Below are 24,518 nucleotides of genomic sequence, written 5' to 3'. Positions count from 1 at the left end.
TAGAATAGAAGAATAAATTTAGTTGGGGGAAAAAAGTAAATGAAGAAGTACATCAGTGTAGCCATTCGTGATAAGGTGGAATCAACCGGAAATGACTATAATAAAGGTTTTCGGAAATGTAGAGCAGAAGAATTGGCCCAGGAAATTGATGTCGTCTGTAACGACTATGATGAAAAAGGCTATGATCTTTTCACAATTGTGCCCATTGTTCAAGGGCAGCATATCGTTTTTTCCAGTGATGGTAGTTGGGCAAACAGTGTTACAGAAGGTGTGATTATCACGTTTAGAGCAAAGTAATCATTAAAAAAGGTCTATTCAGAGTATTTCTGAATAGACCTTTTTTAGATCAGCAATTTGATTTCTGAAAAATCGTGTTCGCGAAAGAACAGTAACGCTTCATAGCTGACACGATAGATTGACTTCTGTGGAACACCCAAACAGCGGGCAGTATTGGTGATAATAAGAATCGAAAAATCTTCCACCGGCATTTTTATCCGGGCTTCACAAAAAGCTCGTGTGAGTTCGCGACGAGCGCCAAAATCTGCAATTAGCAGGGCATCAAATTCAATGGGACGAATACGTAAATTATAATCGTTAACAAAGTCATGATAGATTTCACCCATTTTTCCATGAAGAAAAGGATAAAGTGAGTCGTTTTTAGAAATCTCATAATAAAAATTATTGACGTGTGGATCACTGAGTAGATGATGATACCAGACCATGGTTAAATAGAAATGCTTTTCAAAGGCATTAATGGGCTTATATCCGATCAATTTTTCTTTTAGTGCCTCGTGGATGGAAATGAGATAATCATCAAATATTTTTGCAATAAAGGTGTCCTTTGTTGCAAAATGATAGGTCATGGAACCTAAAGTTGTATCAGAACGATCAGCAATTTGTTGAATCGTAGTGGCATTGTAACCCTGAGAGTAAAAAAGTTCTTTGGCGCTCTGATAGATACGTTCCTTGGTCATCTCACCCTTAGTCATTTTTCGCATAAGTAATCTCCTTAAAAGCATATGTAGCATAGCAATTTTAGCATTAAGTGAGAAAATAAACAAGGAAAAATCCAAAAGATTTAAATAGAAAAAAAAAATAAAGCAATATTACTACAAAAACAGTAAAACAAACTTTATTTAATAAAAAATGCTTGACAAAATCGTTGTAAAGGGTTACTATTTTAGTAAGTCTTCGTAATATTACTGAATGAACGATACAATTAAGGTAAAAGTCCGGAAATTTTACTTTAGTTAAAATTTAAAATTTTGAGGAGGCTCTTATTATGGAAAAAAAACCCTTAAGTTCAGGGCTTAAGAAATTATTTGGTATTGGGGATCTTGGTTTTACACTGATGTCGAATGTTGAAGTATTTTATTTTGCATATTTTTTAACAAACATTGCAAAATTTGATTTGGGAACTACTGCAATAATTATGACCTTAACAAGTACAGTAGATATGGTATTGTCACCTTTTTATGGTGGATTTATTGATGCTCTTAAACCAATGAAATGGGGAAAATACAGATCGTGGTTGTTGGTAATACCACCAATTGTTGTCGTTCTCTATACAATGATGTTTACGGTTATTGGCACTGGAATCGTACCAATGGTTATCATTTGTGTCGCTTTCATTACTTCACATGTGGCTTGGAACTTCTCGTACGTTGCTAATATAGCACTAATTCCAACAATATCAACAACACCAGAAGATCGAACACAATTATCTGCAACACGAGGTGCTTATGCAAATGTTGGGAAAATTATTTTCTCAGCAATGGGCTTAGCCACTATTTTATGGGTTGGTGAATTAGTCAAAAACCCAATACTTGGGTTCACTATTTCGGCATTCGCAATGGCATGTGTTTACTGGTTAGGCTATTTCATTCACTTCAAACTGACTAGTGGATATGAAGTAACATATGAAAATGCTGCTGCAAATGCGAATACTCCAAAAAAAGAAAAAATATCCATGGGCGATATGGCTAGATCATTGGTTCAGAATCCACATTTGTTAGTGTTACTTTTAGCAGATGTCGCACGTTGGACAGTTAACTTTGTCTGTGCCGGTTCGGCAGTATACTTCTTTACCTATGTCGCAAACGATGTTGCAATGTTTAGTATATATTTGTTGGTTGCAAATATTATGGCGGTAATTGGCTCATATTTAAGTAAATATGTTGCCGCAAAACTGTCAACACGAACTGCGGCACTGATTGGTTGCTACGGTCTAGGGGTATTCTTGATCGGCTGTCAATTCGTTGTTGGTAATATCATGCTTGTCCTAATCGTCCTTTCATGTGCTCAGTTCTTCTTAGGATTCCTTTACGCATTGATGGTTGCTTTATACGGCGATGCATCGATATACAGTGAATGGAAAACAGGAAAAGCAGCATCAAGCTGGGTTATGGGATTATCGAATTTACCATTGAAACTTGCTATCTTCATCAAAGGTTTAATCATACCGGCAATGCTGGCTGCCGCAGGATTCGTTGCACAAATGGATCCGGCTACTGCTACACCGGAATTAAAAGCTGGTATTACGACTTTATTCTGTACAATCCCAGGTTGTACGGTCCTTGCTGGTGCGGTTCTGTTAACCTTTGGATACCGCTTAACGACAGAAAAAGTGTTACAATATCAGAATGAAATAGACGCAAGGAAAAAAATAACAGAATAGTAGACGTAAAGAAGATGACATTAAAATAATTACATAACAAATAAGAAGCCATATTCAAATCAATTGATAGGCTTCTTATTTATTTCATGAGATGAATAGCGATACTGTTGGCTAAAAAAAACTATTATCTTTAAACTATGATTGAGGTGGATTATGAATAAAAAACAGATCATCGGATTGATTATTAGCATTGCTGTGCTGATGGCCGCTTTTTTTCTACCCATACCAATGGGTCTGACCGATAAGGGACTGATAACCATTGGCCTGCTGCTGTTCTTTTTAAGCATGTTGATTACTGAGGCGCTGCCAGTTGGAGTTATTTGTTTCCTATGTCTGGCGCTATTACCAATGCTGGGGGTCACAAAAAATCTGACCGCCGGACTAAGTGGATTTACCAACACGATCTTATTTTTTGTCCTGGCTTCATTTGGACTCGCGGAGGCGGTGGCCTCAACGCCGATTGTCCAACGGATCTTGCATGCTCTGCTTAAAAAATTTGGTAAGGATGTTAAAACCTGTGTCCTGGCGATCATGGTTGCTGGAGCTATCGTATCTTCGATTGTCACGGATGTACCATCAGTAGTCGTTTTTATGGGTATCGGAGCCAGTTTTCTCAAGCTTTTCGTCAATAAAGCAGATCGTCAGCAAACAGCAAAATCATTAATGATAGGAATTCCGATAGCGGTGATGCTGGGGGGACTGATGACGCCAGCTGGCAGCGGCATTAACATATTAACCATTGGACTACTGCAAAATCTGGCGGGAATCCAGATTACCTTTATCCAGTGGATGGTTTGCAGCATTCCCATTGTGATGGTAATGGTACTGCTGGCCTGGTTTGTTCTGACAAAAATATTTCCGCCAGCAGAAATTGAACAGACTGAGATTCAAGCATACATGACGACAATTGAAGTGAAGGAGAAAGTCAGCAGCAGAGAGCTTAAAGTTATTTTTATCGGATTAGGCATGATTACGTTCTGGCTGCTCAGCTCATTCTTTCCGGCTATTGAAGTGACTGTAGTAGCCTTATTTGGTTGTGTCTGCTTCTTTTTACCGGGCATAAAGATTCTCACCTGGGAGCGATACATGAAAGCAGTGAGCTGGACTTCCTTTATCTTGATTGGGACGGTTTTATGTATTGCCAACACAATTGTTGCAAACGGTGTCAGCGATTGGTTTGTAACCTATATCCTGCCATCATCGTTATCATTTTCAATTATGGAAGGGGTATTTTTTGTAGCAGTACTGAGTTTTGTTATTATGCTGATTGTTCCTGTGGCACCCGCCTTGATCGGCGTTTTGACGCCGGTCATTATCAGCCTGGCAGCAACCACCGGTATCAATCCGGCGCTGCTGATCATTACCTTGGGACTATGTGCCGGTAACTGTTATTTATTCCCGATTGACACGATTCCTTTGATTACCTATACAGCTGGCCATTATAAGATGACCGATATGCCAAAGGCTACTGTCTGGCTCCAATTGGCTTTTATCGGATTAGCCACACTCTGGCTGCCGATTGTCGGAAATCTGATTGGACTGGTATAAAAAATAATCTGTATCATGGCTAGTCAGATTTCTGTCTGTTTTTTAATTGTTAAGACCATTATAATGAACCGGATGAATGGTCAAAGGTTAGATTAAAGTAATTGTAAGACAAGGTTCCAATGCATTGTGTTAAAATAAAATTAAAGTTCAGTTAATGTAGTAACAGGGGCGATTATATATCGATCGGGGAATAAGCAGGTATATAAAGCTTTTGTAATTGAAGTTCGGCGAGCTGCAGTGACAGGAAAAATCGTGGAATAATATGAGCGATAAAAAAAGAAAACGCTAGTCTAGCGTTTTCTTTTTTTAAACATCATTTTAATATCAAGGAAAGGCATTTGTAATAAGTGTTAGGCAACCATTTCTTTGGCTTTAACAGCCGCGCTACCAGCATCAGGAGCAAATCCGTCAGCGCCGATTTCAGCTGCATATTCTGGGGTTACAGGTGCGCCACCAACAATAACTTTTACATCCAGACCGCTGGCTTTGATCGTTTCGACCGCTTCTTTAAGTGCTGGCATGGTTGTCGTTAACAAACCGGAACAAGCAACCAGGGTGACGTTTTCGTTCTCTTTGATGGCTTCTACAAAGCGTTCTGCAGGTACATCAACACCCAGGTCAACCATGGTGAATCCGGCGCTTTCGATCATCATCGAAACCAGGTTTTTGCCAATATCATGTAAATCGCCGGCAACGGTTCCAATGATACAGGTGCCCAGGGAGGCGGAAGTGTCTCCGGCTAACAGTGGACGCAACACATCAACGCCTTTAGCCATCGCTTTAGCAGCGATTAACATTTCAGGAACGAAGATTTCTCCGGAAGAGAACTTTTCGCCAACAACGCTCATGGAATCAACCATTGCTTGCAGGATTTCGCTTGCTGGACTGCCTTCGTCTAAGGCTTCCTGAACTAATCCGGGAATCAGTTTTGTTTTACCAATTTCTACTTTTGCTTTTACTTCTTCAATTTTTGACATCTTTTTTCTCCTGTTCAGTCATTTATTTTTAAATGGTATCAATAGCCAGTCAGCAAATTGTGTGATCCGCTGACCGAATTTGTTGTGGTGTATTAGTTAAATTAAATCGACTATTTCTTCTGACCGAAGATCCCTTCGCGATAAGCGCCGATGTATTCCATGCAGTAGTCATCTTCGCCGAGCAAAGCTTCGGTGGCAAAGATAATACCCATTAAGTCACCATTCGTTGGGTCAAGAATGGCGCTGTCCAGACCGGCATTCATAGCCAGGACGGTAAAGCCCATGTTGACCATTTTTCGGGCGGGCAGGTTGAAGGAAATATTACTGACGGCGCCAGTAACATGAATGGTCGGATATTGTTCTTTAATACTGCGAATCACTTCGACGACCATGGCAATCCCGTCTTCTGAGGTACACAGCATTTCAACTAATGGATCAATGTGCATCCGGGAAGGATCAATGCCATATTCTTTAACTTTAACCATTAAATCGGCAAATACATCCAGACGGTCTTTGGCTGTTTTAGGAATCCCTTTGTCACTGTTAAGCAGTGCCACACAGTCCCATTTAGTATCAGCGATCGCTTTAAAAGCAGCGTCAATTTTGTCGCCTTCTAATGAAACGGAATTAAATAAACCGGGTTTGTTACAGTATTTCATGGACTCAATACAGGTATACACATTGGGGCTGTCCACCGCAATGGGGGTATCTGTGACTTCCTGAACCAGATCAATTAACCATTTCATGGTTTCCAGTTCGATATCATCATCAACTGATGCGCAAACATCAATGTAATCCACACCGGCTTCGGTTTGAATCTTGGCCAGATTCTTGATGAATTCTCCATCTTTTGCGGCAATGGCTTTTGCGGTAGACGGAATGGCACCGTTAATTTTTTCTCCGATAATAATCATTTTACTCTTACCTCCTGGTAATATTAGTTTTATAAAAATTTAATTCCTTGGGGAAGGATGTATTTAGAACATTTCCTTGCTCATTTTATCGATGGCGACATCACTTGCTTCATATACGCCGGGGAAAGAGCTGACGCCCATACCTTGGCAGGCACCAGGAATGAAATAAAGCTTTCCGCATTCGTGGCATGCGCGAGTAAATTCTTCTTCAACTTGCTCTTTAGTCCATGCCGGATGATCGATTACACCACTGTGAACCCCACCCATAAAGGTGATTTTTCCGCCGTACTCTTTGATCATTTTAGGCATATCGTTGGTTGTCATAACACCCTGCCAGATATCAATACCCATTTCGATCATATAAGGGACTAAGGTTGCTGCGTAGCTGTCGCTATGGTGAACAATCAGTTCCACGCCGTTTTCTTTATAGAATCCGTAAATTTTCTTATAGGCTGGTAAGAAAAACTCTTCAAACATGGCTGGAGATAAGAATGTGGAAATTTGACTGCCCCAATCGTCATGGTGGAAAATGACTTCTGGTTTAAGGTGAGTCACTAATTCTTTAGCATAGGCCAATTCAAACTCAGTAATATAGTCAATTAGTTCGACCATAGCTTCAGGCTCTTCATAAAAACTCATTAAAGCATTTTCCATACCCATTAGGTAGTGAGTCAGTTCAAAAACTCCGGGAGCAATAAATGCGGTAACGTACTTATTGTCATGATCAACAGCTTTGGCGTCGGCAATGGCTTTTTCCCAGGCTTCAGCAGGGAAAACAACATTTGGCGCTTTGACATAATCTCGCCATTCCGTTACATCTTTTAATAGAATGTGATCGGCATCGTGGACAGGAAAAGAACCAAGTTGACCTTCAGGCCAGCGAATGGTGACACCCCATTCATTGACAACTTCTTCGCCCATTGCTGGTTTGATTCGGCAAGATGGCACGCTCATGATCATTTGCATAAATTCAAATTGTTTAACAAAACGATCCGGATTTCCCCCTGTGAGGACTTCTTTCAAATTTTCTTTTACAGTTAACATCGTGTGTAGCCTCCTTAAAATTTACATAGAATGAGTAATTGATCAGTTCCTGGCAAAGTTGCGGATAATCAGTGCAATAGTGACGGGGTAATAATAAAAAGCCTGATTGGTCGCGAACAAATTAAAAACTAATATTAGTATTAAGTATTTTATTTACTGTTATTTTAGTAAATGCACTTATCTTTACTGCAATTATAAACGGTTGCAGCATTTTTGTCAATGACTATTTTAGTAAATGTGTAGGATTTATGTTTTTTTCTTAAAGAAAACAAGTAAAACATCAGAATTATAAATTTGAGTCCGAGCCGTTTTTCTGAGGCAATAAAAAGACAGTGGCTCACAGTTATTTTAATTTGAGCCACTGTTGATAGTGAGAAGCGTTTATTTGGCGAGACTAATTTTTTGAGGAGAACGAAAGACTAGTCGGTATGCTTTGAAATATAATCGACGATTTCGTTTTTTCCCACCCGGTTAACACCGCTGTGTTCGACATCAAAACCGGAATCAATTTCATGGCCGAGGACGCGTTCCATCACTTCAGCAACCCTGGGACGGCAGAAGGTTCCCTGGCACCAACCGAATCCAGCGCGGGTGCGCCTTTTTATCCCATCGACGGTAGTCACGGTAATACCCCGATTCATAGCATCAATAATGGTGGCTTCACTCACCTGTTCACAGCGACAAATTATTTTCTCGGGGCTAGAATCAATATCCACGAAAGGCGTTATTTCTTTAAGTGGTTTTAATTCTGACCGGGTAATAATCGGTGCCCGATAAGGATTGAAGCTGGGGTCTTCTTCAAAGGGACAGTTTTGATTCTTTAAAAAGTCCAGAACCATCTCGGTAATTGCCGGAGAAGAAGTAAGTCCCGGTGATTGAATCCCGGCACAATTAATAAAGCCGGTAACGGGAGTGGCTTCAATGATAAAGTCATCGGTGGAGCTAACCGCCCGGACACCAGTGAAGCTGCGGACAAACTGTTTAATATTTAATTTATCAGTGGTATGTTTGGCCTCGTTGAAAATTTTAAGCAACCGTTCGGAATGGGTGGATTTATCAACCGTGTCTTCATTGACCGCGTCTGGCCCAATGATCAGGTTTCCGAAATAGGTGGGCGCCACCAGAATGCCCTTGCCCATTTTTGTGGGCATCTGGAACAGGACGGTATTAATAATGCTCGAAGAACCGCGAACCATAAGAAGATATTCTCCGGTGCGGGGGGTAATGGAGAAATAATCAAGGCCAACCATTTGTGAAATCGTGTCAGAGGAAACTCCGCCAGCATTGATCACGAACCGGGACTGATAATTTTTGCCGCTGTGATCCGTTAGATTAAAGCCATCAGCAGTTTTTTCAATCGCTGTAATTTCAGTATTTAATAATAGCTCAACGCCATTGGCAACTGCGTTTTCGGCCATTGCGATGGCCATTTCGTAGGGCGAACAAATGCCCGCACCTTTACAATACAAGGCATATTTGACATCTGGATTGACGTTCGGTTCCATTGCCATGATCTGATCGTGGTCAAGGATTTCTAAATCATCCAGACCATTGGCCAGACCGTTTTCGTATAAGGATTTAAGTTTTTCCAGCTGATCTTCTTCGAAGGCCAGTACCAGCGAACCGACTTTTTCAAAACCAAAGTTTAATTCCTTGTCCAATTGGTCAAATTGTTTTCGGCCTTTGTAGCATAAGCCCCCTTTTACTTTGGTGTGGGATTCGGCAAAGCCCCCATGGACAATGGCCGAATTGGCTTTTGTTGCTCCCATGGACACATCATTTTCTTTATCAAAAATGACAACAGATAGTTTGTAACGACCAAGAGCCCGGGCGATCGATGTTCCGATTATGCCGGCTCCGATAATAGCCACATCATGCATAGTAGTCTCCTTTGTTAATGCTAAATTTTAAGTACTTAAACTTGCTAAAATTATTATATTACATACCCATTTTCCTGTGCTTCTCTCAGGAACTCATAGAAAAATTCTCTTTTCATATAGTTAAGTGGCAGGAATTCTTGTTGATTATAGGCAAAATTCAGTTTGGTTACCGCCGCTTCAAAGGAGATGTTCTCCAGGGGAATTGCACCAGCGGCAATGAGCTCCTTACAGGAGGCGTAAAGATCACCATGAATATTTTTGTAGGAGATCATATAATGATCCACATGGGGGTTGTTCTTTATAAATGCTAAGAGGGAAGTTCCGTTTTCTCCAGCGACATTTCCACTGCCGCAATGGTATAAAGAGTGAAGTATGGCTCGGATGGGACGTTTTTGGAGGTCAATTACCTCATAGTTTAAACCGGGATAGGCCCGCAGTGCCAGGACTTCGTTGCGAAATTCTTTAACTACAGGGATATCATCCGGGGAGGGGTTGTAAAGTTTCATCATGGTTGGATTTTTAGCCGTGGGGACACAACACAAACCACGATGATCAAACACCCCTAATGGACCGCCAAAACTGGTAAAGTCATCCTTGAGCCAATCGGCTTCCTGGAGTCGGGTTGCCAGATGGACATAAATAACGTGGTCACTGTTTTTATAAATGACATAAAAACCGGGCAGCTTCATATTACTGATAAATTCTACTACTGCCGAAAAATTAGCAATGGCATTGCTACCCCGTTCACCGATGGCGTAATTGGCAGCCACCAAAACAATGGGAATTAACGGACAGTCAAGGCCATAAGAAAGAGCGGCAGCGGTATAGGGAAGGGTATCCGAACCATGTGCAATGATGACACCATCATAATCGCTGAGTCGATAGGATTGTAAGGTTTCGATGATCTTCAGCCAGTGCTTTGGTTCGGCGTTTTCGCTAAGAATATTAAAGGGACGGACGACGTCGAATTCGACGGCGCGGCTATGATGTTCTCGATAATAAGACAGCAAGTCGTCACCGCGGCTGGAATCCACATTGATACAGTGGTCGTTGACAGCGCTGCCGATGGTCCCCCCCGTTAATAATAATAAGATCTTGGGTGTATTTTCCATAGTTGAGTATCCTTTCGGTAATTTAGAATAATTATAGCATCTAATGATGGTCAGGGGAATAAAAAAAGCAAACATCAGATGCGTGTTTGCTTTTTTAAAATGGTTGTCAGCTTTATTTAAAACGAGCGCGTTACTTCATTTCGTTTTGACCAAGGGTGGTGTTTTGCATATAAAGGTTGGAAAAATTCGGATCTGTTGCGAGCTCAATATGGGTGGTTATCGTCGGGATATGCTCACAGCGTTTGGCTTCATCCTGAGAAAGCAAGAAAAGCTGGGAACCGGTCCCGGCACCATTGCCGATGGAACGAATGGGAACACCGGCAATTTCCGGAAGCAAACCGATAAATTGGGCATTTTCGATATCAATATAATTTCCAAAAGCACCGGCCAGGGTTATTTCCTTGAGATCTTCTGCTTTGATACCGTATTTTTCGGTCAATAGACAGCAACCTGTAAAAATGGCGGCCTTGGCCAATTGTACAGCCCGGACATCCTTTTGGGTAATAATCATCTCTTTGCCGTTGGGGTTATCCTCATGACGAACAAAAATAAAATAGCGTTGATTATTTTCATCTATCTTAAAACGATCCTTTAATGGATGATTATCAAGATCCTCACCTTTAATAAAATTTCCGCGGTTGTAGATTAGTTTTTCCCGATAGAGGAAGGCGATGGCATCGATGATACCTGAACCGCAAAAACCAAGGGGAGCCACGTTGCCGATGACATGGCATTTAATTTCATTGTCAACCAGATTAATTTTTTCAATCGCGCCAGTGGTGCCCCTCATCCCCATATGGATGCCGGCGCCTTCTAAGGCTGGCCCACAGGCAGTTGAAGCGACAAAGTATCGGCTACCGTTGCCTACGGCAATTTCTCCGTTTGTTCCTAAATCAATCATGAGACGATAGGCGTCATCTTTTGGCAGCCCCAATAGAACAGCGGTAGTATCGGCGCCGACAAACCCGCCCAATAAAGGCAGAAAGGTTATTTTTCCACTAGGATTTATGTTGATATTAAGTTCTTCGGCCTTCAGGACAACCATGTCCCGAGTAATGCCGGTAAAAGGAGAAAGACCTAAATGCAGGGGGTTTAAACCCAGAAAAAGATGTGCCATGGTACTGTTGCCACAGAAGACACATTCGTAAACTGCTTCAGATGGTATTTTGGATTCATAAAAAAGGTTCGATAAAATCGTGTTAACCGTTTCAATGATGGCGTGTTGGATATTCATCAGGTTTTCTGAAGACGTAGAAGCATAATCAATACGACTAATCACGTCTCCGCCAAAAGAAATTTGCTTATTCAGGGAAGAATATTGGTGGATTAGAACCCCGTTTGTCAAGTCATAAAGGTAACCGACAACAGAGGTGGTACCAATGTCAAAGGCGATTCCGTAAGCATTTATTGCCTCAGTGGCTGGGATCAGATCGATGACTTCATCATCGTATAGTATGAAATTCATCAGTGGAAGGTTCTTTTGATGAAAAATATCAGATGATTTTCGCAATACTTTAATAGAAGGCATCTTAACCGGCATTTCAAGGGCGGCTCGGATCGTTTCAAGATCATAGGAGCACATCTCGGTTTTTAATGCCGTGATTGGAACGGTAGCCACTCTGGTTTTGGGATTAAAACTCAACTCTCCATTGCTGGTTGTTTCCAGTATTTGGGATAGCGCCGCCTCTTTTGAAATAAAAATGGCCATGTCCTGAGAAACGAGATGTTGACAACTCAGGACTTCAGAAACTAAATCGTTTTCACGAATAGTAACAAGACATTTTTTGCACGTTCCTTTGCCTCCACAGACCAGGTTTTGTGGAAAACCAACTAAAGCGCAAGCTTGGGCAACTGTTTTTCCGGCTTCAACCATAACGTTTTTATCCAACAACGGAAAAAAAACACGAATAGTATTCAAAGATGACATAAATTTATCCTTCCTTAATCATAAATTTGGGCAAACTATAAAATATTATCTAGACTATACTCATTATAACCATTTAAAATTAGATTTTCAACAAAATAGAAAAATATCGACAGGGAAAATCAGAAATGGTCAGCAGATACAGGCAAGATAAATGCGACATCAGTCAAGACAGATGAGGAGGATTATAATTTAAACGTGAAAATAATGGGACAATGCTGTGAAGAAAGAACTTAACGGTTATCCGGGGTATCAGACTGGTAAAGAGTTGATATGAATAACAAGAATGCGGTATCAGCACGGCATTCTTGTTATTTTTTGCCTGAGTATTAACAAAAAAAAGAATATTGCTATTCTAGTCAGGGAAAATGCGTGTAAAATATTGACTGGAATAGTCAGGTTGGGAAGTTTAATGAGGTCGAATTATGGAGATATATTACTTGAAGATGGATTGTTTGAGAAATAACAAACAATGAAAGAGAAAAAAATGACTTAAATTAGAAAAATATTGACATTTCATTTAAATAATGATAATCTGAACTTAAATTGTATATACAAGTAAATAGTGGACTAGCTGCCCTTCACTATTTGTAGGTCAAAAAAAGAAGGACAAATGAAATAGCATCAGTTTGGACGGTTGAAAATTCAAAAAAGAGCGCTGGAGGTGAACGCAGTAAATGATCAAAAGACAAAGGTAGTTTTATCGGATTGAATCAATTTGAGGATTAAATGAAAAAGCGTAAAATAGTTTCAAATTACTAAACATGGGAATTTGATCAAATTAAGGGTTTATTTATCCTGAAAAATCAATATAATTGAAATGCAGGAATTATCATAGAGACAAAATAATGCTACTTGGCAAAATAAAGTGTTGCTTTATGTTGCAGAGTAAAATATTGTTCTAAATATCGATGTAAACCCCGTAAATGTAAACGTTATTCGCTTTTTTTCAGTAAAAAATTGTCACATTTATTATTTGATTTTTAGATTGAAATCATATATCATAAATGCAGATGTTAAAAATTTATCAAAGTATTGGAGGAAAAAAATGGGATTTAAATCAGATATTGAGATTGCACAAGAGGCTACCCCACAGGACATCCGTGAGATAGCAAAGAAATTGGGTTTAACGGAAGATGATCTGGATTTATACGGTAAGTATAAAGCAAAGGTTGACTATAACCTGTTAAAGAAATCAACGGGCAAAAAAGCACGGTTGATCTTAACTACCGCCATTAATCCAACACCAGCCGGTGAAGGAAAAACGACCACCACAATCGGGGTTGCCGATGGTTTATCACGAATTGGCAAGAACACCCTGGTGGCTTTAAGAGAACCATCATTAGGACCTGTATTCGGTGTTAAAGGCGGAGCCGCCGGCGGTGGATATGCCCAAGTTGTCCCGATGGAAGATATCAACCTTCATTTTACCGGAGACTTCCATGCGATCGGAGCAGCGAATAACTTATTGGCCGCAATGCTTGATAATCACATCAAACAAGGTAATGAACTGAAAATTGATGCTAAAAAAATTACCTGGCGACGTTGTGTTGACATGAATGACCGTCAGCTGCGAAACATCGTTGATGGTTTAGGTGGATCGGGAGACGGTGTTGTCCGTGAAGATGGATTTGATATTACCGTTGCCTCTGAAGTTATGGCGGCCTTTTGTTTAGCAAGTGATATTTCTGATTTAAAAGAACGACTCGGCCGCATTATTGTTGGCTACAGCTTTGCTGGAGATCCCATTACGGCAAGTCAATTAAAAGCGAATGGTGCGATGGCAGCCTTGTTAAAAGATGCCTTAAAACCAAACCTGGTACAAACATTAGAAGGCACACCGGCCTTTATTCATGGGGGACCATTTGCCAATATCGCCCACGGTTGTAACTCCGTGATTGCCACTCGTATGGCGATGCATTTTGCTGATTATGTGGTTACCGAAGGTGGCTTCGGCGCTGACCTTGGGGCTGAAAAATTCCTCGATATCAAATGCCGGATGGCCAACTTAAAACCAGATGCGGTTATTATTGTAGCCACAGTTCGAGCTCTTAAATACAATGGTGGAGTACCCAAAGCCGATTTAAATAACGAAAACCTGGAGGCTTTAAAAGCCGGTCTGCCAAATTTATTAAAACATGTTGAAAACATCACCCAGGTCTTTAAATTGCCAGCCGTGGTTGCGATCAACGAATTCCCACTGGATACCCCAGCCGAGTTAGCCTTAGTAAAAGACGAATGCCAGAAACTTGGCGTTAACGTGGCGATTTCCCAGGTATGGGCAAAAGGTGGCGAGGGCGGCGAAGAGCTGGCCCGGGAAGTTGTTCGTCTCATTGACGAAAGCGAAGGCACCTTCGAATACTGCTACGAACTGGATATGCCAATCAAAGAAAAAATCGAAGCGATTGCGACCCGTATTTATGGTGCCGATGGTGTAGACTTTACCCCAATCGCGACCAAAGAAATGGAACGCTTAACGGCTCTCGGCTTTGACAAGGTGCCAATCTGTATGGCGAAAACCCAGTACTCCTTAACCGATGACGCCACCAAACTGGGCCGTCCAACCGGATTTAGAGTAACGGTTCGACAGGTTAATATTTCTGCCGGAGCGGGATTCATTATTGCCCTGACCGGCGAAATCATGAAAATGCCCGGGTTACCAAAAGTACCTGCCGCAGAAAAAATTGATGTTGATGAAAACGGCGTAATTGCTGGTTTATTCTAGAAAAAATGATGCCGACAAGGGTTCTGTCAGAACCCTTGTCGGTTCAATAAGAACGACTAAATAATATACAAAAGATTGAAGTGGAGTTAGCAAATGGAATTTGATGCAGTAGGAACCAATCTGAGTTCGATATCAGAAAAAAAATGTACAGAATTTGTTGAAGCCCTATACAGTAAAGCAGCTGTTCCGGGCGGTGGTGGTGCAGCTGCTTTAGTTGGAGCAATCGGAACGGCATTAGCCGGAATGGTTGGTAATCTAACGACTGGCAAGAAGAAATATGCGGAATATGAAGACGATATTCAGCGTATTTTAAAAGAATCGTTGATTCTTCAAGATCGTTTATTAGCAATGATCGATGAAGACGCAAAAAACTTTTTGCCATTGTCCAAAGCTTATGGCCTTCCCAAAGAAACTGAAGAAGAAAAAGCTTTTAAAGAAAAAACTTTAGAAGAATGTACAAAGGTAGCGTGTAGCATCCCGCTAGAAATTGTTGAGGTATGTTACAAAGCTGTTTTAATCCAGGAAGAATTAGTGGGAAAAGGTTCTGCTTTAGCGATTAGTGATGTCGCCTGTGGGGTGCAATGTTTAAGAGCAGCGATGATCAGCGGCTGGGTAAATGTTTTAATTAACATTAAAACAATAAAAGATCAAGACTATGTCGCAGACGTTAATAATAGAATCAAGCCAATGTTAGAAAAAGGGATTGAAATCTGTGATCGCGTTTATGCGCAAGTTGAAAAACAACTTTCATAAAGAGTTAAGTCAAAAAATTTTGAATCAAGAGGAGTATTATAATTATGGCAGCAAAATTATTAAGTGGAAAAGAAGTAAGCGAATCAGTATTGGCTCAAGTACTAAAGGATGCTAATGAATTAAAAGGCAAAGGCATTCAGGTAAAAATGGCGATTATGCGAGTTGGCGAAGACGCCGGTTCTATTTCTTACGAAAAAAGCATTATCACCCGAATGGGAAAATCAAATATCGAAGTTGAATCTGTTCAATTCCCAATTGATGTAACAGAAGCTGACTTCATTGCGAAGCTTGAAGCAATCAATGCAGATAAAAACATTCATTCTGTTTTAATCTTCCAACCGCTTCCAGATCAAATTGATGCTGATAAAATCAAATATATGTTAAGCCCTGAAAAAGATCCTGATGCCCTTAACCCGACTAATCTGGGTAAGTTGATGATCGCCGATGAAAGAGGATTCTTCCCATGTACTGCTGAAGGCGTTATGGAAATGTTCAAATTCTATAACATCGATGTTAAAGGTAAAGACGTTGTTGTTATTAATAACTCTAACGTATTGGGAAAACCGCTGACAATTATGTTAACAAATGAATTTGCGACCGTAACGATGTGTCACGTTCATACAAAAGATACCGCTTCCTTCACTAAAAAAGCAGATATTGTTGTCACCGCTTGTGGTATTTATGGTTTAGTTAAACCAGAAATGTTAAGTGAAGATTGTATTTTAATCGATGTGGCAATGTCTCAGATGAAAGACGAAAATAAAGAATTTGTTTTAAATGCAGAAGGCAAAAAAATCCGTGCAGGAGATGCGCATGTAGACTGTTTAGACAAGGTTGCAATGATTACTTCGGCAACACCGGGATGCGGCGGCGGAACTGGCCCAATCACAACAGCATTACTGGCAGCTCATGTCATTAAAGCTTGTAAAATGCAAAGCGGATTACTATAAATTTCCAAAAATCAAAGGAGGTATACAATTGGAGGATTACACGAAGTTTAAACTAAAGAGAAAGGAAGAGCTTGAGGCAGTTCTAACCGACAAAGATGATTTGTTTGTTATCGCTTGTAACAAATGCTTTAAAGAACTCGATAGCTTTGACGAGCCGGAGTGCGGTTTGTTTGAAGCGATTGCCAAAGAACAAGGCAAGACGATCATTGGCTCAGCTCAAATCGATTTTCTGTGCAACGAACCGTTGACATCGAAAAGCTTTGAAGAGCTTCTTCCGAAAGAAGCTAAAAATGTGTTTGTTATTTCATGTGGTCTGGGTATTCAGACAATTGCAGGATTGGCTGAAATCCCAGTTTATGCTGGCAGCGATTCCGTTATTGCTGATGGCCATCATGGAATGGCATTAACAACGACCTTATGCGATGCATGTGGACAGTGTTACTTGAACTTGACCGGCGGGATCTGCCCAATCGTTGATTGTTCAAAGAGTTTGTTAAACGGCCAATGCGGCGGCGCCAAAAATGGCAAATGTGAAGTAGATAAAGAAATGGATTGCGGATGGCAGCTTATCTATGATCGGCTGAAGAAACAAGGACGTTTGCAAGAATTATTGGACCAGCCAGTGGAACTTCGGGATTATTCCAAAGTCAACTACAAATTTATCGACGAATATGTGAAATCTGTTCGGGAAGAACGATATGAAGGTTACTATGGCGGAATCCACCCAACTGAGTGGAAAGAGTTAAGTGAACACTGCTCATTGGTACGTTTCCCGGAACCGGTAAATGTCGTAATTCCAATGTCACAACATGCCGGTGCGCCCGCTGAACCGATTGTAAAAGTTGGACAACAGGTAAAAATGGGTCAGAAAATTGCTCAAGCAGTGGGCCTTATCAGTAGTGGTATTCATGCCAGTGTCAGCGGTACCGTTGTTGCCGTTGAACCGCGACGACATCCAATTAGCGGTCTTGACAGCTTAGCCGTTGTCATTCAATCAGACGGTAAGAACACCCTCGACGAGTCGGTAAAACCGGCTGGAGAACTTGATAAACTTTCAGCTGATGAAATTATTGAAATTGTCCGTGAAAAAGGTGTTGTCGGTATGGGTGGGGCTGGATTCCCAACGGCCGTTAAACTTAAATCACCTAAACCAATCGAACTGGTATTACTTAATGGCTGTGAATGTGAACCAATTTTGACAGCCGATCATCAGGTGCTATTGGCGTATGCTGATGAAGTGATCTATGGTTTAAAAGCCATGATGAAAGCATCCGGCGCACCAAAAGGTGTGATTGCCATTGAAGACAATAAGCTTGATGCAGTTGAATTACTGCAGGCAAAAACAGCGGATATTGATAACATCGAAATCGTGGTTGCCAAAACCAAATACCCCCAAGGGGCTGAAAAAATGCTTATCAAACGGGTTATGGGTAAGACCGTGCCAAGTGGCGGTTTACCAATGGATGTTGGCGCAATCGTATGTAACGTCAGCACTGCCAAAGCGGTATCAGATGCAATCCAGTTAGGCATGCCGCTGGTTGAGCGTGTGATGACTGTCAGCGGAAATCGGATGAATAAACCCGGCAATTACTTAGTCAAAATTGGGACCTCTATTAAAGAAATTGTCAATCATTGCGGCGATGTAGTTGGCGACGATGTTACGATTAAAATCGGTGGTCCGATGATGGGATTTGCCCAGGAAAACCTTAATGTTCCGATGTTGAAGTGTTCCAATGGGATTATTGCTGTTGAAACTACGGTTAAAGAAGCGGTTGAATGTATCAAGTGTGGACGTTGTGTTGACGTCTGTCCAATGGAATTGCGACCACTGTATTTCACTAAATACGCACTTTCAGAAGACTGGGAAGGTATGAAAACACAAAATGCCATGGATTGTATTGAATGTGGATGTTGTGAATATATCTGCTCATCAAAAATTCCAATTGTTGAGCGAATTAAAATTGGAAAAACTGCCATAAGGGAGGGTAAATAAAATGCTGATTACCCAACTAAAATCAAAAGAAACAATCGAAGCACTGGCAAAAGGAAAAACAGTAATCATTAACTGTCATGGTTGCAAAGAAGTATATTTCGCTGAACATGAAGCGGATGAACTACAAAAAGACCTAAGCGGCGTGACTCAGATTATCACAACGGATTACATCTGTAACCTGGATAATCTAAAATTACAATTACAGAAACATACCGATGTCATTGATGCGGCCGATACCGTTCTGGTGTTTTCCTGTGGCGTTGGGGTTCAGACTGTTGCCGCTTTATTTGAGGGCAAAAGAGTCTATTCCTGTTGCGATACCTATCCATTACCGGGATTCCAGGGAGTCACACCACTCAATGTTGATTGTGGACAGTGTGGCGAATGCTACCTTAATGGTACGGGCGGGATTTGCCCAATTACCGCGTGTTCGAAAAGTCTGCTCAACGGCCAATGTGGCGGCGCCAAAGAAGGCATGTGTGAAGTTGATAAAGAAATGGAATGCGGATGGGAACGAATTTACCGAAAACTGGAAAAACTGAATAAGCTGGATAACATGAAATATGACACCCCAAAGGTGCGCAACTATTGCAATCCAAACGCAGAAGAACCAATAATTTAAGAAGATTAGGAGTAATTATAAATGAGAATAACTGAGTTGTTTCAACGTGGTGAGTTTGTATTAACTGCAGAAGTAGGACCTCCAAAAGGGATTGAACTTGACCACCTGATTAAAGACGCCCATGAGTTTTTAAAGACCCGAGTTCATGCATTGAATGTAACGGACAATCAGTCCTCAGTCATGCGGACCGGTTCGCTGGCAACCTGTAAGGTTTTAAAAGATGAGGGACTGCTTCCAATCTTTCAAATTACCTGCCGTGACCGAAATCGTATTGCCTTACAGTCTGATGTATTAAGTGCGGCATTACTAGGCATTGAGAATTTATTATTATTAACCGGTGATTACACCACATTGGGAGATCACCCACAAGCAAAACCTGTTTTCGATCTGGATTCGGTGTCATTGACTCATGCGGTAAAACGGATAGAAGAAGGCTTCGACATTGCTGGCAACGCCATTGATGGCGTGCCGCCAAAGTTTGCTAAGGGTGCTGTTGTGTCACCATGTAGTGACTCTGTCGATGTTCAATTGGCCAAAATGGAAGCAAAGGTAAAAGCCGGATGCGAATATTTCCAGACTCAGGGCGTTTATGAGCCAGAAAAATTCATTAAATTTATGGAACAGGCAAAACAATTTGGTGTTCCCGTTCAACTTGGACTGATCATCCCCAAAAATGTCGGCATGTGCCGCTATATGAATGCCAACGTAGCTGGTGTTCATGTTCCCGATGACATGATTGAAGAATTGAAAGCGGATAAGGAAAAAACAAAAGCAGGCGATACTGGCGTAGAAATTTGTGCACGTCTGATCAGAGAGTGTAAAGAATATGCCCAGGGCGTTCATATTATGTCATTAGGCTGGGAAAATAGAATCCCAGAAATTCTTGATATGGCTGGAATTGCACCAATAACGCCACAAGTATAATAAGACGTTTGCGTAAATAAAAAGATGTTAATCGACTGTCATGTTCATTGTGGTTTGGGTCAGTTCAAAGGATTGCGCAGGTCTGATATTGCCGATGATTTAGCAGTAGAGACGATGAAAAAACATATCCAAAGCTATCAAAATATAGGGGTACAGGCAATCCGTGATGGTGGGGATGGTTCAGGAATTGGAATAATTCTCAGAGATATTTCAAAAGATTCCGATCTTTTAGTTAAGACACCCATCCGAGCTTTATATAAGAAAGGTCATTACGGTGATTTTTTAGGGGACTCCGTAGATAATCTAGAGGATGGCATTAAAAAGATGAATCAACTCATCAAACAAAAGCCGGACTTTATCAAGATTATTCTTACCGGTATCATGAGTTTTACCGCATTTGGTGCTTCGGGACCGGTGGGTTTCTCTAAAAGTGAATGTTCGAAGATGATTGATCATGCCCATCAAAAAGGGTTATCAGTCATGGTTCACGCCAATACACCAGAGGGTATTATGATCGCTTTGAGATCCGGAGCAGATACCATTGAACACGGTTATGGGATAAATGATGACTGTCTCCAGGCGATGCGTGAGAGTCGCGTTGTTTGGGTGCCGACCCTGGCACCGTTTGCCAATATTGCCAGATGTGATGACGGGAACCCACTAAAAAAATATCAGAAAGTATCGGAAGCTTATTTTAGACAACATCAGTCGATGGTAAAAAAAGCAGATGCAATGGGTGTGAACATTGCATTGGGAAGTGACTCAGGCGCGACGATGGTTCCCCTGGGACAAGGCACTTTGGATGAGCTTGGTTATTTACTCGACTGTGGATTGACAAAAGAAAAACTGGAAAGCATTGGAAAATGGGTTATCGACCTCTAATCGTGCTTAAGCTTAAAAGAATCCCTGTAATTTTTAAATTACAGGGATTCTTCCTTTTAAATTGATATATAAATCTGTTTGTTTTTAAGACCCCGGGGTAAAATAGTAATAAGTAATATTAATTGGATGGTGTACATATGCTATATGAAAAATTCGTAGAATGCCTGGAAAATGATGATAAACCCAATGCGGTGCGAATTGCTTTGGATGCACTGGAAACTGGGAAGGTTGGACTGGTGGAGCTATACACTGAATGGTTAACGCCGGCCCAAAATAAAATGGAGCTGGAAGAAAGAAGAGAATCAGTGGCAATCTGGAAAGAACATTTTAGAACTTCCGTAGTTCGGACCGTCATTGAATACTGCTATCCCCGGGTGGTCAATGATGGCTTACAAAACAGTGATAAAAAGGGGCGAAAGAAAATCCTGATTTTTTGTCCAGCTGAAGAATATCATGATGTTGGTGCCCGGATGATCGCTGATTTTTTTACCTTATGTGGTCATCAGGTCTATTTTTTAGGTGCCAACACGCCACCGGAAGCCCTTTTACAAGCGATGGTCAGGTTACAGCCAGCGGTCATTGCCATGGGGGTCAGTAATTACTTTAATCTGGTTGTGGCCAAGAGAACAATAGAAGATGTCAGAAAAATTCTGGGCAAGGATACCAGCATCGTTTTAGGCGGAGCCGCTTTTAAAGAAAATCTGGCGGTGATCAAAGAAATCGGCGGTGATTTTTATGTGGACAGCTACAATGCAGTGGCAAGAATAACGGAAGGGTGGGAAATAGATGAAACTGGCATTTGATATCGCCCTTCGTTTTTTAAAATCAAGCAAGGCACAAACAGCCCTCATTGTGTTGGGGATCGCCATTGGGGTATCGGTACAGATCTTTATTGGGTCGTTAATCACAGGGCTTCAAAAAAGCCTGGTTGATAAAACTGTCGGAAGTGCCGCTCAGATTACGGTCTCTCCCAAAGAAGATGGTAATTTTATTCTAGCCCCCCAGGCAAAAATCAAAACAATTAAAGCTGCGAGTCCAGATGAGATCATACACCCGGTGGCGGTTATTCAGGGTCCGGCAATTGTAAAAACAGCCGATCAGTCGACAACAATTGTGATGAGAGGCTTTGATTGGGATGCAGCCCAGGGAATTTATAAATTAACTGATCGGCTTGTCAAAGGAAAGCTGGGAACGAATGAAAATGACGTCATTTTAGGTGAAGATCTTTCCGAAAACCTGGGTGTGAAGATCGGAGATACAATTGAGATGCTCACCCCCTCAGGAAAGACAGGAAATTTTCTGGTGACCGGTTTTTTTGATCTACAGGTAAAATCGCTAAATGAATCTTGGATTCTGACAAATGCCGGTACCGCACAGGCATTCCTGGAAACCGGAGAAGGCGTGTCGCAGATCGAAATGCAGGTAAGTGATGTTTTTGCTGCCGATGAAGTGGCAATGTTGGTGGAGCAGCGTTTGAAAGACAACACCTTAGTTGTATCCAATTGGAAAGCAGAGAATGAGGCCTTGTTATCGGGACTCTCAGGTCAAACCGCCTCAAGCCTGATGATTCAGGTTTTTGTGCTGATATCAGTGGTTTTGGGTATTGCCAGTGTATTGGCGATCAGTGTGGTACAAAAATCGCGACAGATCGGGATATTAAAAGCCATGGGAATGCATAATCTCAAAGCCAGTCTGGTTTTTTTGTCTCAGGGATTTTTGTTGGGTATTTTAGGGGCTTTTGTCGGTATCGGACTGGGAATCGGACTAAGCTGGTCATTTGCCACCTTTGTCACCAACCCGGATGGATCTTCTCTGGTTCCTTTCTATATTGATTGGCATTTTATCGGTATTTCAGCGGGAATTGCCATTGCAGCTTCGACACTGGCGGCCTTAATACCGGCCATTCGAGTGTCCAAGTTGGACCCCATGGAGGTAATTAAAAATGGATAATTGTGTGGTTGAAGTAAAAGGGGTATCAAAGGTCTACGGTAAAACGATCAAGACAGTTGCACTGGATAAACTTGATCTTGGATTTAAAACAGGTTCGTTTAATGCCATTATTGGTGAGTCCGGCAGTGGCAAAAGTACCCTTCTCAATATTATGGGAACCTTGGATCGTCCGACTAAAGGGGACGTGATTATTAACGGGGTATCCACCAAAAATATGTCAAAAGGACGTTTGGATGATTTGCGAAACGAAACATTGGGTTTTGTTTTTCAGTTTCACTATCTGCTGCCGGAGTTTACTGCCCTGGAAAATGTGTTGATGCCCTATCGGATCGCCAAGGGTAAAGCAGATAAAAAAAGTCAGGAAAGGGCAAAGGAAATACTAAGCCTGGTAGGGCTAGAAAAGGTCGAGAACAATTTAGCGACAAATATGTCGGGAGGGCAACAGCAACGGACCGCCATTGCCAGAGCACTGATGAATCAGCCGAAAATTATTCTTGCTGACGAACCCACCGGCAATTTGGATTCTCAGACTACCGACAGTATCTATCAACTCTTCCGTAGAATCAACCAGGAGTTGGGAACCACCTTTGTAATTATCACCCATGATCGGCGTGTTGCCGAAAAAGCGGATCGGATCATCGAAATTTTGGATGGTCGAATTTCGCTGGATATCGTAAAATAATGGATAAATTTAGTACCAAATAGGCGACTTAATCATTTGTTATCCAATAATTAAGGTGGATTATCGCTACTTTTATTGATTTTGATAATTATTGCTGGTAATCAGATCAATCATCGTATAAAATAGGGAAATAGATAATGATCATGCATAAAACTAGGGGATAATCAATGAAAAAAATTATGATTGTACGTCCCAATGATTTTGTTGATATTTCCCTGGAAATTCCGGGAATCATTACGGATGTGAAATACTTTACAGGGGATAACTTTGTCGGTGAACGAATCGATGGTTATGAAACGCCCAGGATTTTATTAACTGAAAAAGCAACAATCGCATTGGAACGTGTGCAAAAGCAACTTATGGGAGACGGATTTGGATTAAAGGTTTTTGATGGGTATCGACCCAAGCGGGCAGTCGATCATTTCGTGCGATGGGGTAATCAGCAAGAAGATGGGAAGACCAAAAGCATCTACTATCCAGATAAGACGCGACAAGAAGTTTTCGAAGGGGGCTTTATTGCCCCGGAATCTTCCCACACTCGGGGTAGCACGGTGGATCTGACAGTGGTAAACATAAAAACCGGGATTGAAATTGACATGGGTGGTATTTTTGATTTTTTCTCAGAGATCTCCTACAGCGATTACGACCATCTTACCCTGGAACAGAGTAAAAACCGGGTTTTGTTGCGTTATCTGATGCGTTCGGAGGGGTTTGAACCGCTACAGCAGGAATGGTGGCATTTTACCCTCACGGAAGAGCCTTATCCCGAAACCTATTTTGACTTTCCAATTCAAGTCTGAGTGGTCTTTGTTTTTATCGGCTGGCAAAAGAAGGGATTCAATTTCTAAATGATCCTCTTTTAATCGGAAATATTACATTTTATTAATGAATTGTCAAAAAAATGTGATATAATGATAAAATTAGAGAAAAATACGATATTATTAGGAAAGAAGTGAAGAAA

At 41.2% G+C, this 24,518-nt stretch carries 21 protein-coding genes; 14 read left to right on the top strand and 7 right to left on the bottom strand.

Features of this window, described 5'->3' with window-relative positions; genetic code table 11:
* The first annotated feature begins 39 nt into the window (after window positions 1-39).
* Complete coding sequence (locus tag ACIZ62_RS15215; RefSeq protein WP_414150527.1) at window positions 40-297, top strand: hypothetical protein; 258 nt, start codon at window positions 40-42, stop codon at window positions 295-297.
* 44 nt (window positions 298-341) lie between these two features.
* Here ACIZ62_RS15215 and ACIZ62_RS15210 read toward each other — a convergent pair whose 3' ends face one another.
* Window positions 342-998: a TetR/AcrR family transcriptional regulator gene (locus ACIZ62_RS15210; RefSeq protein ID WP_111889122.1), complete on the bottom strand. Its 657-nt coding sequence runs from the start codon at window positions 996-998 to the stop codon at window positions 342-344.
* A gap of 284 nt (window positions 999-1,282) precedes the next feature.
* Between ACIZ62_RS15210 and ACIZ62_RS15205 the strand changes: the two genes are divergently transcribed.
* Together ACIZ62_RS15205 and ACIZ62_RS15200 are read left to right on the top strand one after the other, a co-directional pair.
* A complete protein-coding gene (locus tag ACIZ62_RS15205; protein ID WP_414150526.1) occupies window positions 1,283-2,677 on the top strand; it encodes an MFS transporter in 1,395 nt (464 codons plus the stop codon).
* 153 nt (window positions 2,678-2,830) lie between these two features.
* A complete protein-coding gene (locus tag ACIZ62_RS15200) occupies window positions 2,831-4,225 on the top strand; it encodes an SLC13 family permease (protein WP_414150525.1) in 1,395 nt (464 codons plus the stop codon).
* Between the two features lie 350 nt (window positions 4,226-4,575).
* Here the strand turns inward: ACIZ62_RS15200 and ACIZ62_RS15195 are convergent, their stop codons facing one another.
* From ACIZ62_RS15195 to ACIZ62_RS15170, 6 genes are all read right to left on the bottom strand, one after another.
* The gene (locus ACIZ62_RS15195; protein ID WP_111887482.1) at window positions 4,576-5,202 is read right to left on the bottom strand and encodes a corrinoid protein; all 627 of its coding nucleotides are present in this window, start codon (window positions 5,200-5,202) and stop codon (window positions 4,576-4,578) included.
* 110 nt (window positions 5,203-5,312) lie between these two features.
* Window positions 5,313-6,116 carry a methyltetrahydrofolate cobalamin methyltransferase gene (locus tag ACIZ62_RS15190; protein WP_111887483.1) on the bottom strand — a complete coding sequence of 268 codons (804 nt, stop codon included), beginning with the start codon at window positions 6,114-6,116 and terminating at the stop codon, window positions 5,313-5,315.
* 63 nt (window positions 6,117-6,179) lie between these two features.
* Window positions 6,180-7,160, bottom strand: coding sequence for a uroporphyrinogen decarboxylase family protein (locus tag ACIZ62_RS15185; RefSeq protein WP_111889125.1), 981 nt, complete (start codon window positions 7,158-7,160; stop codon window positions 6,180-6,182).
* Window positions 7,161-7,579: 419 nt separating this feature from the next.
* Window positions 7,580-9,040, bottom strand: a complete 1,461-nt coding sequence (locus tag ACIZ62_RS15180) for an NAD(P)/FAD-dependent oxidoreductase (protein WP_111889126.1) — start codon at window positions 9,038-9,040, stop codon at window positions 7,580-7,582.
* A 53-nt stretch (window positions 9,041-9,093) separates the two neighbouring features.
* Window positions 9,094-10,152: an asparaginase gene (locus tag ACIZ62_RS15175; RefSeq protein WP_322520080.1), complete on the bottom strand. Its 1,059-nt coding sequence runs from the start codon at window positions 10,150-10,152 to the stop codon at window positions 9,094-9,096.
* A gap of 130 nt (window positions 10,153-10,282) precedes the next feature.
* Window positions 10,283-12,079, bottom strand: a complete 1,797-nt coding sequence (locus tag ACIZ62_RS15170; RefSeq protein ID WP_111889129.1) for an ASKHA domain-containing protein — start codon at window positions 12,077-12,079, stop codon at window positions 10,283-10,285.
* A 1,045-nt stretch (window positions 12,080-13,124) separates the two neighbouring features.
* Between ACIZ62_RS15170 and ACIZ62_RS15165 the strand changes: the two genes are divergently transcribed.
* The 11 genes from ACIZ62_RS15165 to ACIZ62_RS15115 all read left to right on the top strand — a co-directional run bounded on the left by ACIZ62_RS15165 (window position 13,125) and on the right by ACIZ62_RS15115 (window position 24,357).
* A complete protein-coding gene (locus tag ACIZ62_RS15165) occupies window positions 13,125-14,801 on the top strand; it encodes a formate--tetrahydrofolate ligase (protein WP_111889031.1) in 1,677 nt (558 codons plus the stop codon).
* A gap of 93 nt (window positions 14,802-14,894) precedes the next feature.
* The gene (locus tag ACIZ62_RS15160) at window positions 14,895-15,554 is read left to right on the top strand and encodes a cyclodeaminase/cyclohydrolase family protein (RefSeq protein WP_414150524.1); all 660 of its coding nucleotides are present in this window, start codon (window positions 14,895-14,897) and stop codon (window positions 15,552-15,554) included.
* A gap of 44 nt (window positions 15,555-15,598) precedes the next feature.
* Window positions 15,599-16,504 carry a bifunctional 5,10-methylenetetrahydrofolate dehydrogenase/5,10-methenyltetrahydrofolate cyclohydrolase gene (locus ACIZ62_RS15155; protein ID WP_111889135.1) on the top strand — a complete coding sequence of 302 codons (906 nt, stop codon included), beginning with the start codon at window positions 15,599-15,601 and terminating at the stop codon, window positions 16,502-16,504.
* Between the two features lie 28 nt (window positions 16,505-16,532).
* On the top strand, window positions 16,533-18,497 hold the full coding sequence (gene rsxC / locus ACIZ62_RS15150; protein ID WP_414150523.1) for an electron transport complex subunit RsxC: 1,965 nt from the start codon (window positions 16,533-16,535) through the stop codon (window positions 18,495-18,497).
* Between the two features lies 1 nt (window position 18,498).
* Entirely contained in the window at window positions 18,499-19,119 is a 621-nt protein-coding gene (locus tag ACIZ62_RS15145; protein ID WP_414150522.1) for a methylenetetrahydrofolate reductase C-terminal domain-containing protein, read from the top strand.
* A gap of 21 nt (window positions 19,120-19,140) precedes the next feature.
* Complete coding sequence (locus ACIZ62_RS15140; protein ID WP_414150521.1) at window positions 19,141-20,043, top strand: methylenetetrahydrofolate reductase; 903 nt, start codon at window positions 19,141-19,143, stop codon at window positions 20,041-20,043.
* Between the two features lie 24 nt (window positions 20,044-20,067).
* Complete coding sequence (locus ACIZ62_RS15135; protein WP_414150520.1) at window positions 20,068-20,925, top strand: amidohydrolase family protein; 858 nt, start codon at window positions 20,068-20,070, stop codon at window positions 20,923-20,925.
* Window positions 20,926-21,062: 137 nt separating this feature from the next.
* A complete protein-coding gene (locus tag ACIZ62_RS15130; RefSeq protein WP_414150519.1) occupies window positions 21,063-21,728 on the top strand; it encodes a B12-binding domain-containing protein in 666 nt (221 codons plus the stop codon).
* On the top strand, window positions 21,712-22,875 hold the full coding sequence (locus ACIZ62_RS15125) for an ABC transporter permease (RefSeq protein WP_414150518.1): 1,164 nt from the start codon (window positions 21,712-21,714) through the stop codon (window positions 22,873-22,875). The genes ACIZ62_RS15130 and ACIZ62_RS15125 overlap by 17 nt, the downstream gene beginning before the upstream one ends.
* Window positions 22,868-23,557 carry an ABC transporter ATP-binding protein gene (locus ACIZ62_RS15120; protein WP_111889142.1) on the top strand — a complete coding sequence of 230 codons (690 nt, stop codon included), beginning with the start codon at window positions 22,868-22,870 and terminating at the stop codon, window positions 23,555-23,557. The genes ACIZ62_RS15125 and ACIZ62_RS15120 overlap by 8 nt, the downstream gene beginning before the upstream one ends.
* Window positions 23,558-23,724: 167 nt before the next feature.
* Window positions 23,725-24,357: a M15 family metallopeptidase gene (locus ACIZ62_RS15115; RefSeq protein WP_111889143.1), complete on the top strand. Its 633-nt coding sequence runs from the start codon at window positions 23,725-23,727 to the stop codon at window positions 24,355-24,357.
* Window positions 24,358-24,518: the final 161 nt, after the last annotated feature.

Source organism: Acetobacterium carbinolicum, from assembly GCF_047456275.1.
GTDB classification, from domain to species: domain Bacteria; phylum Bacillota; class Clostridia; order Eubacteriales; family Eubacteriaceae; genus Acetobacterium; species Acetobacterium carbinolicum.
Note: the sequence above shows the minus strand (reverse complement) of the source record. Positions and strands in the feature narration are given on the sequence as shown.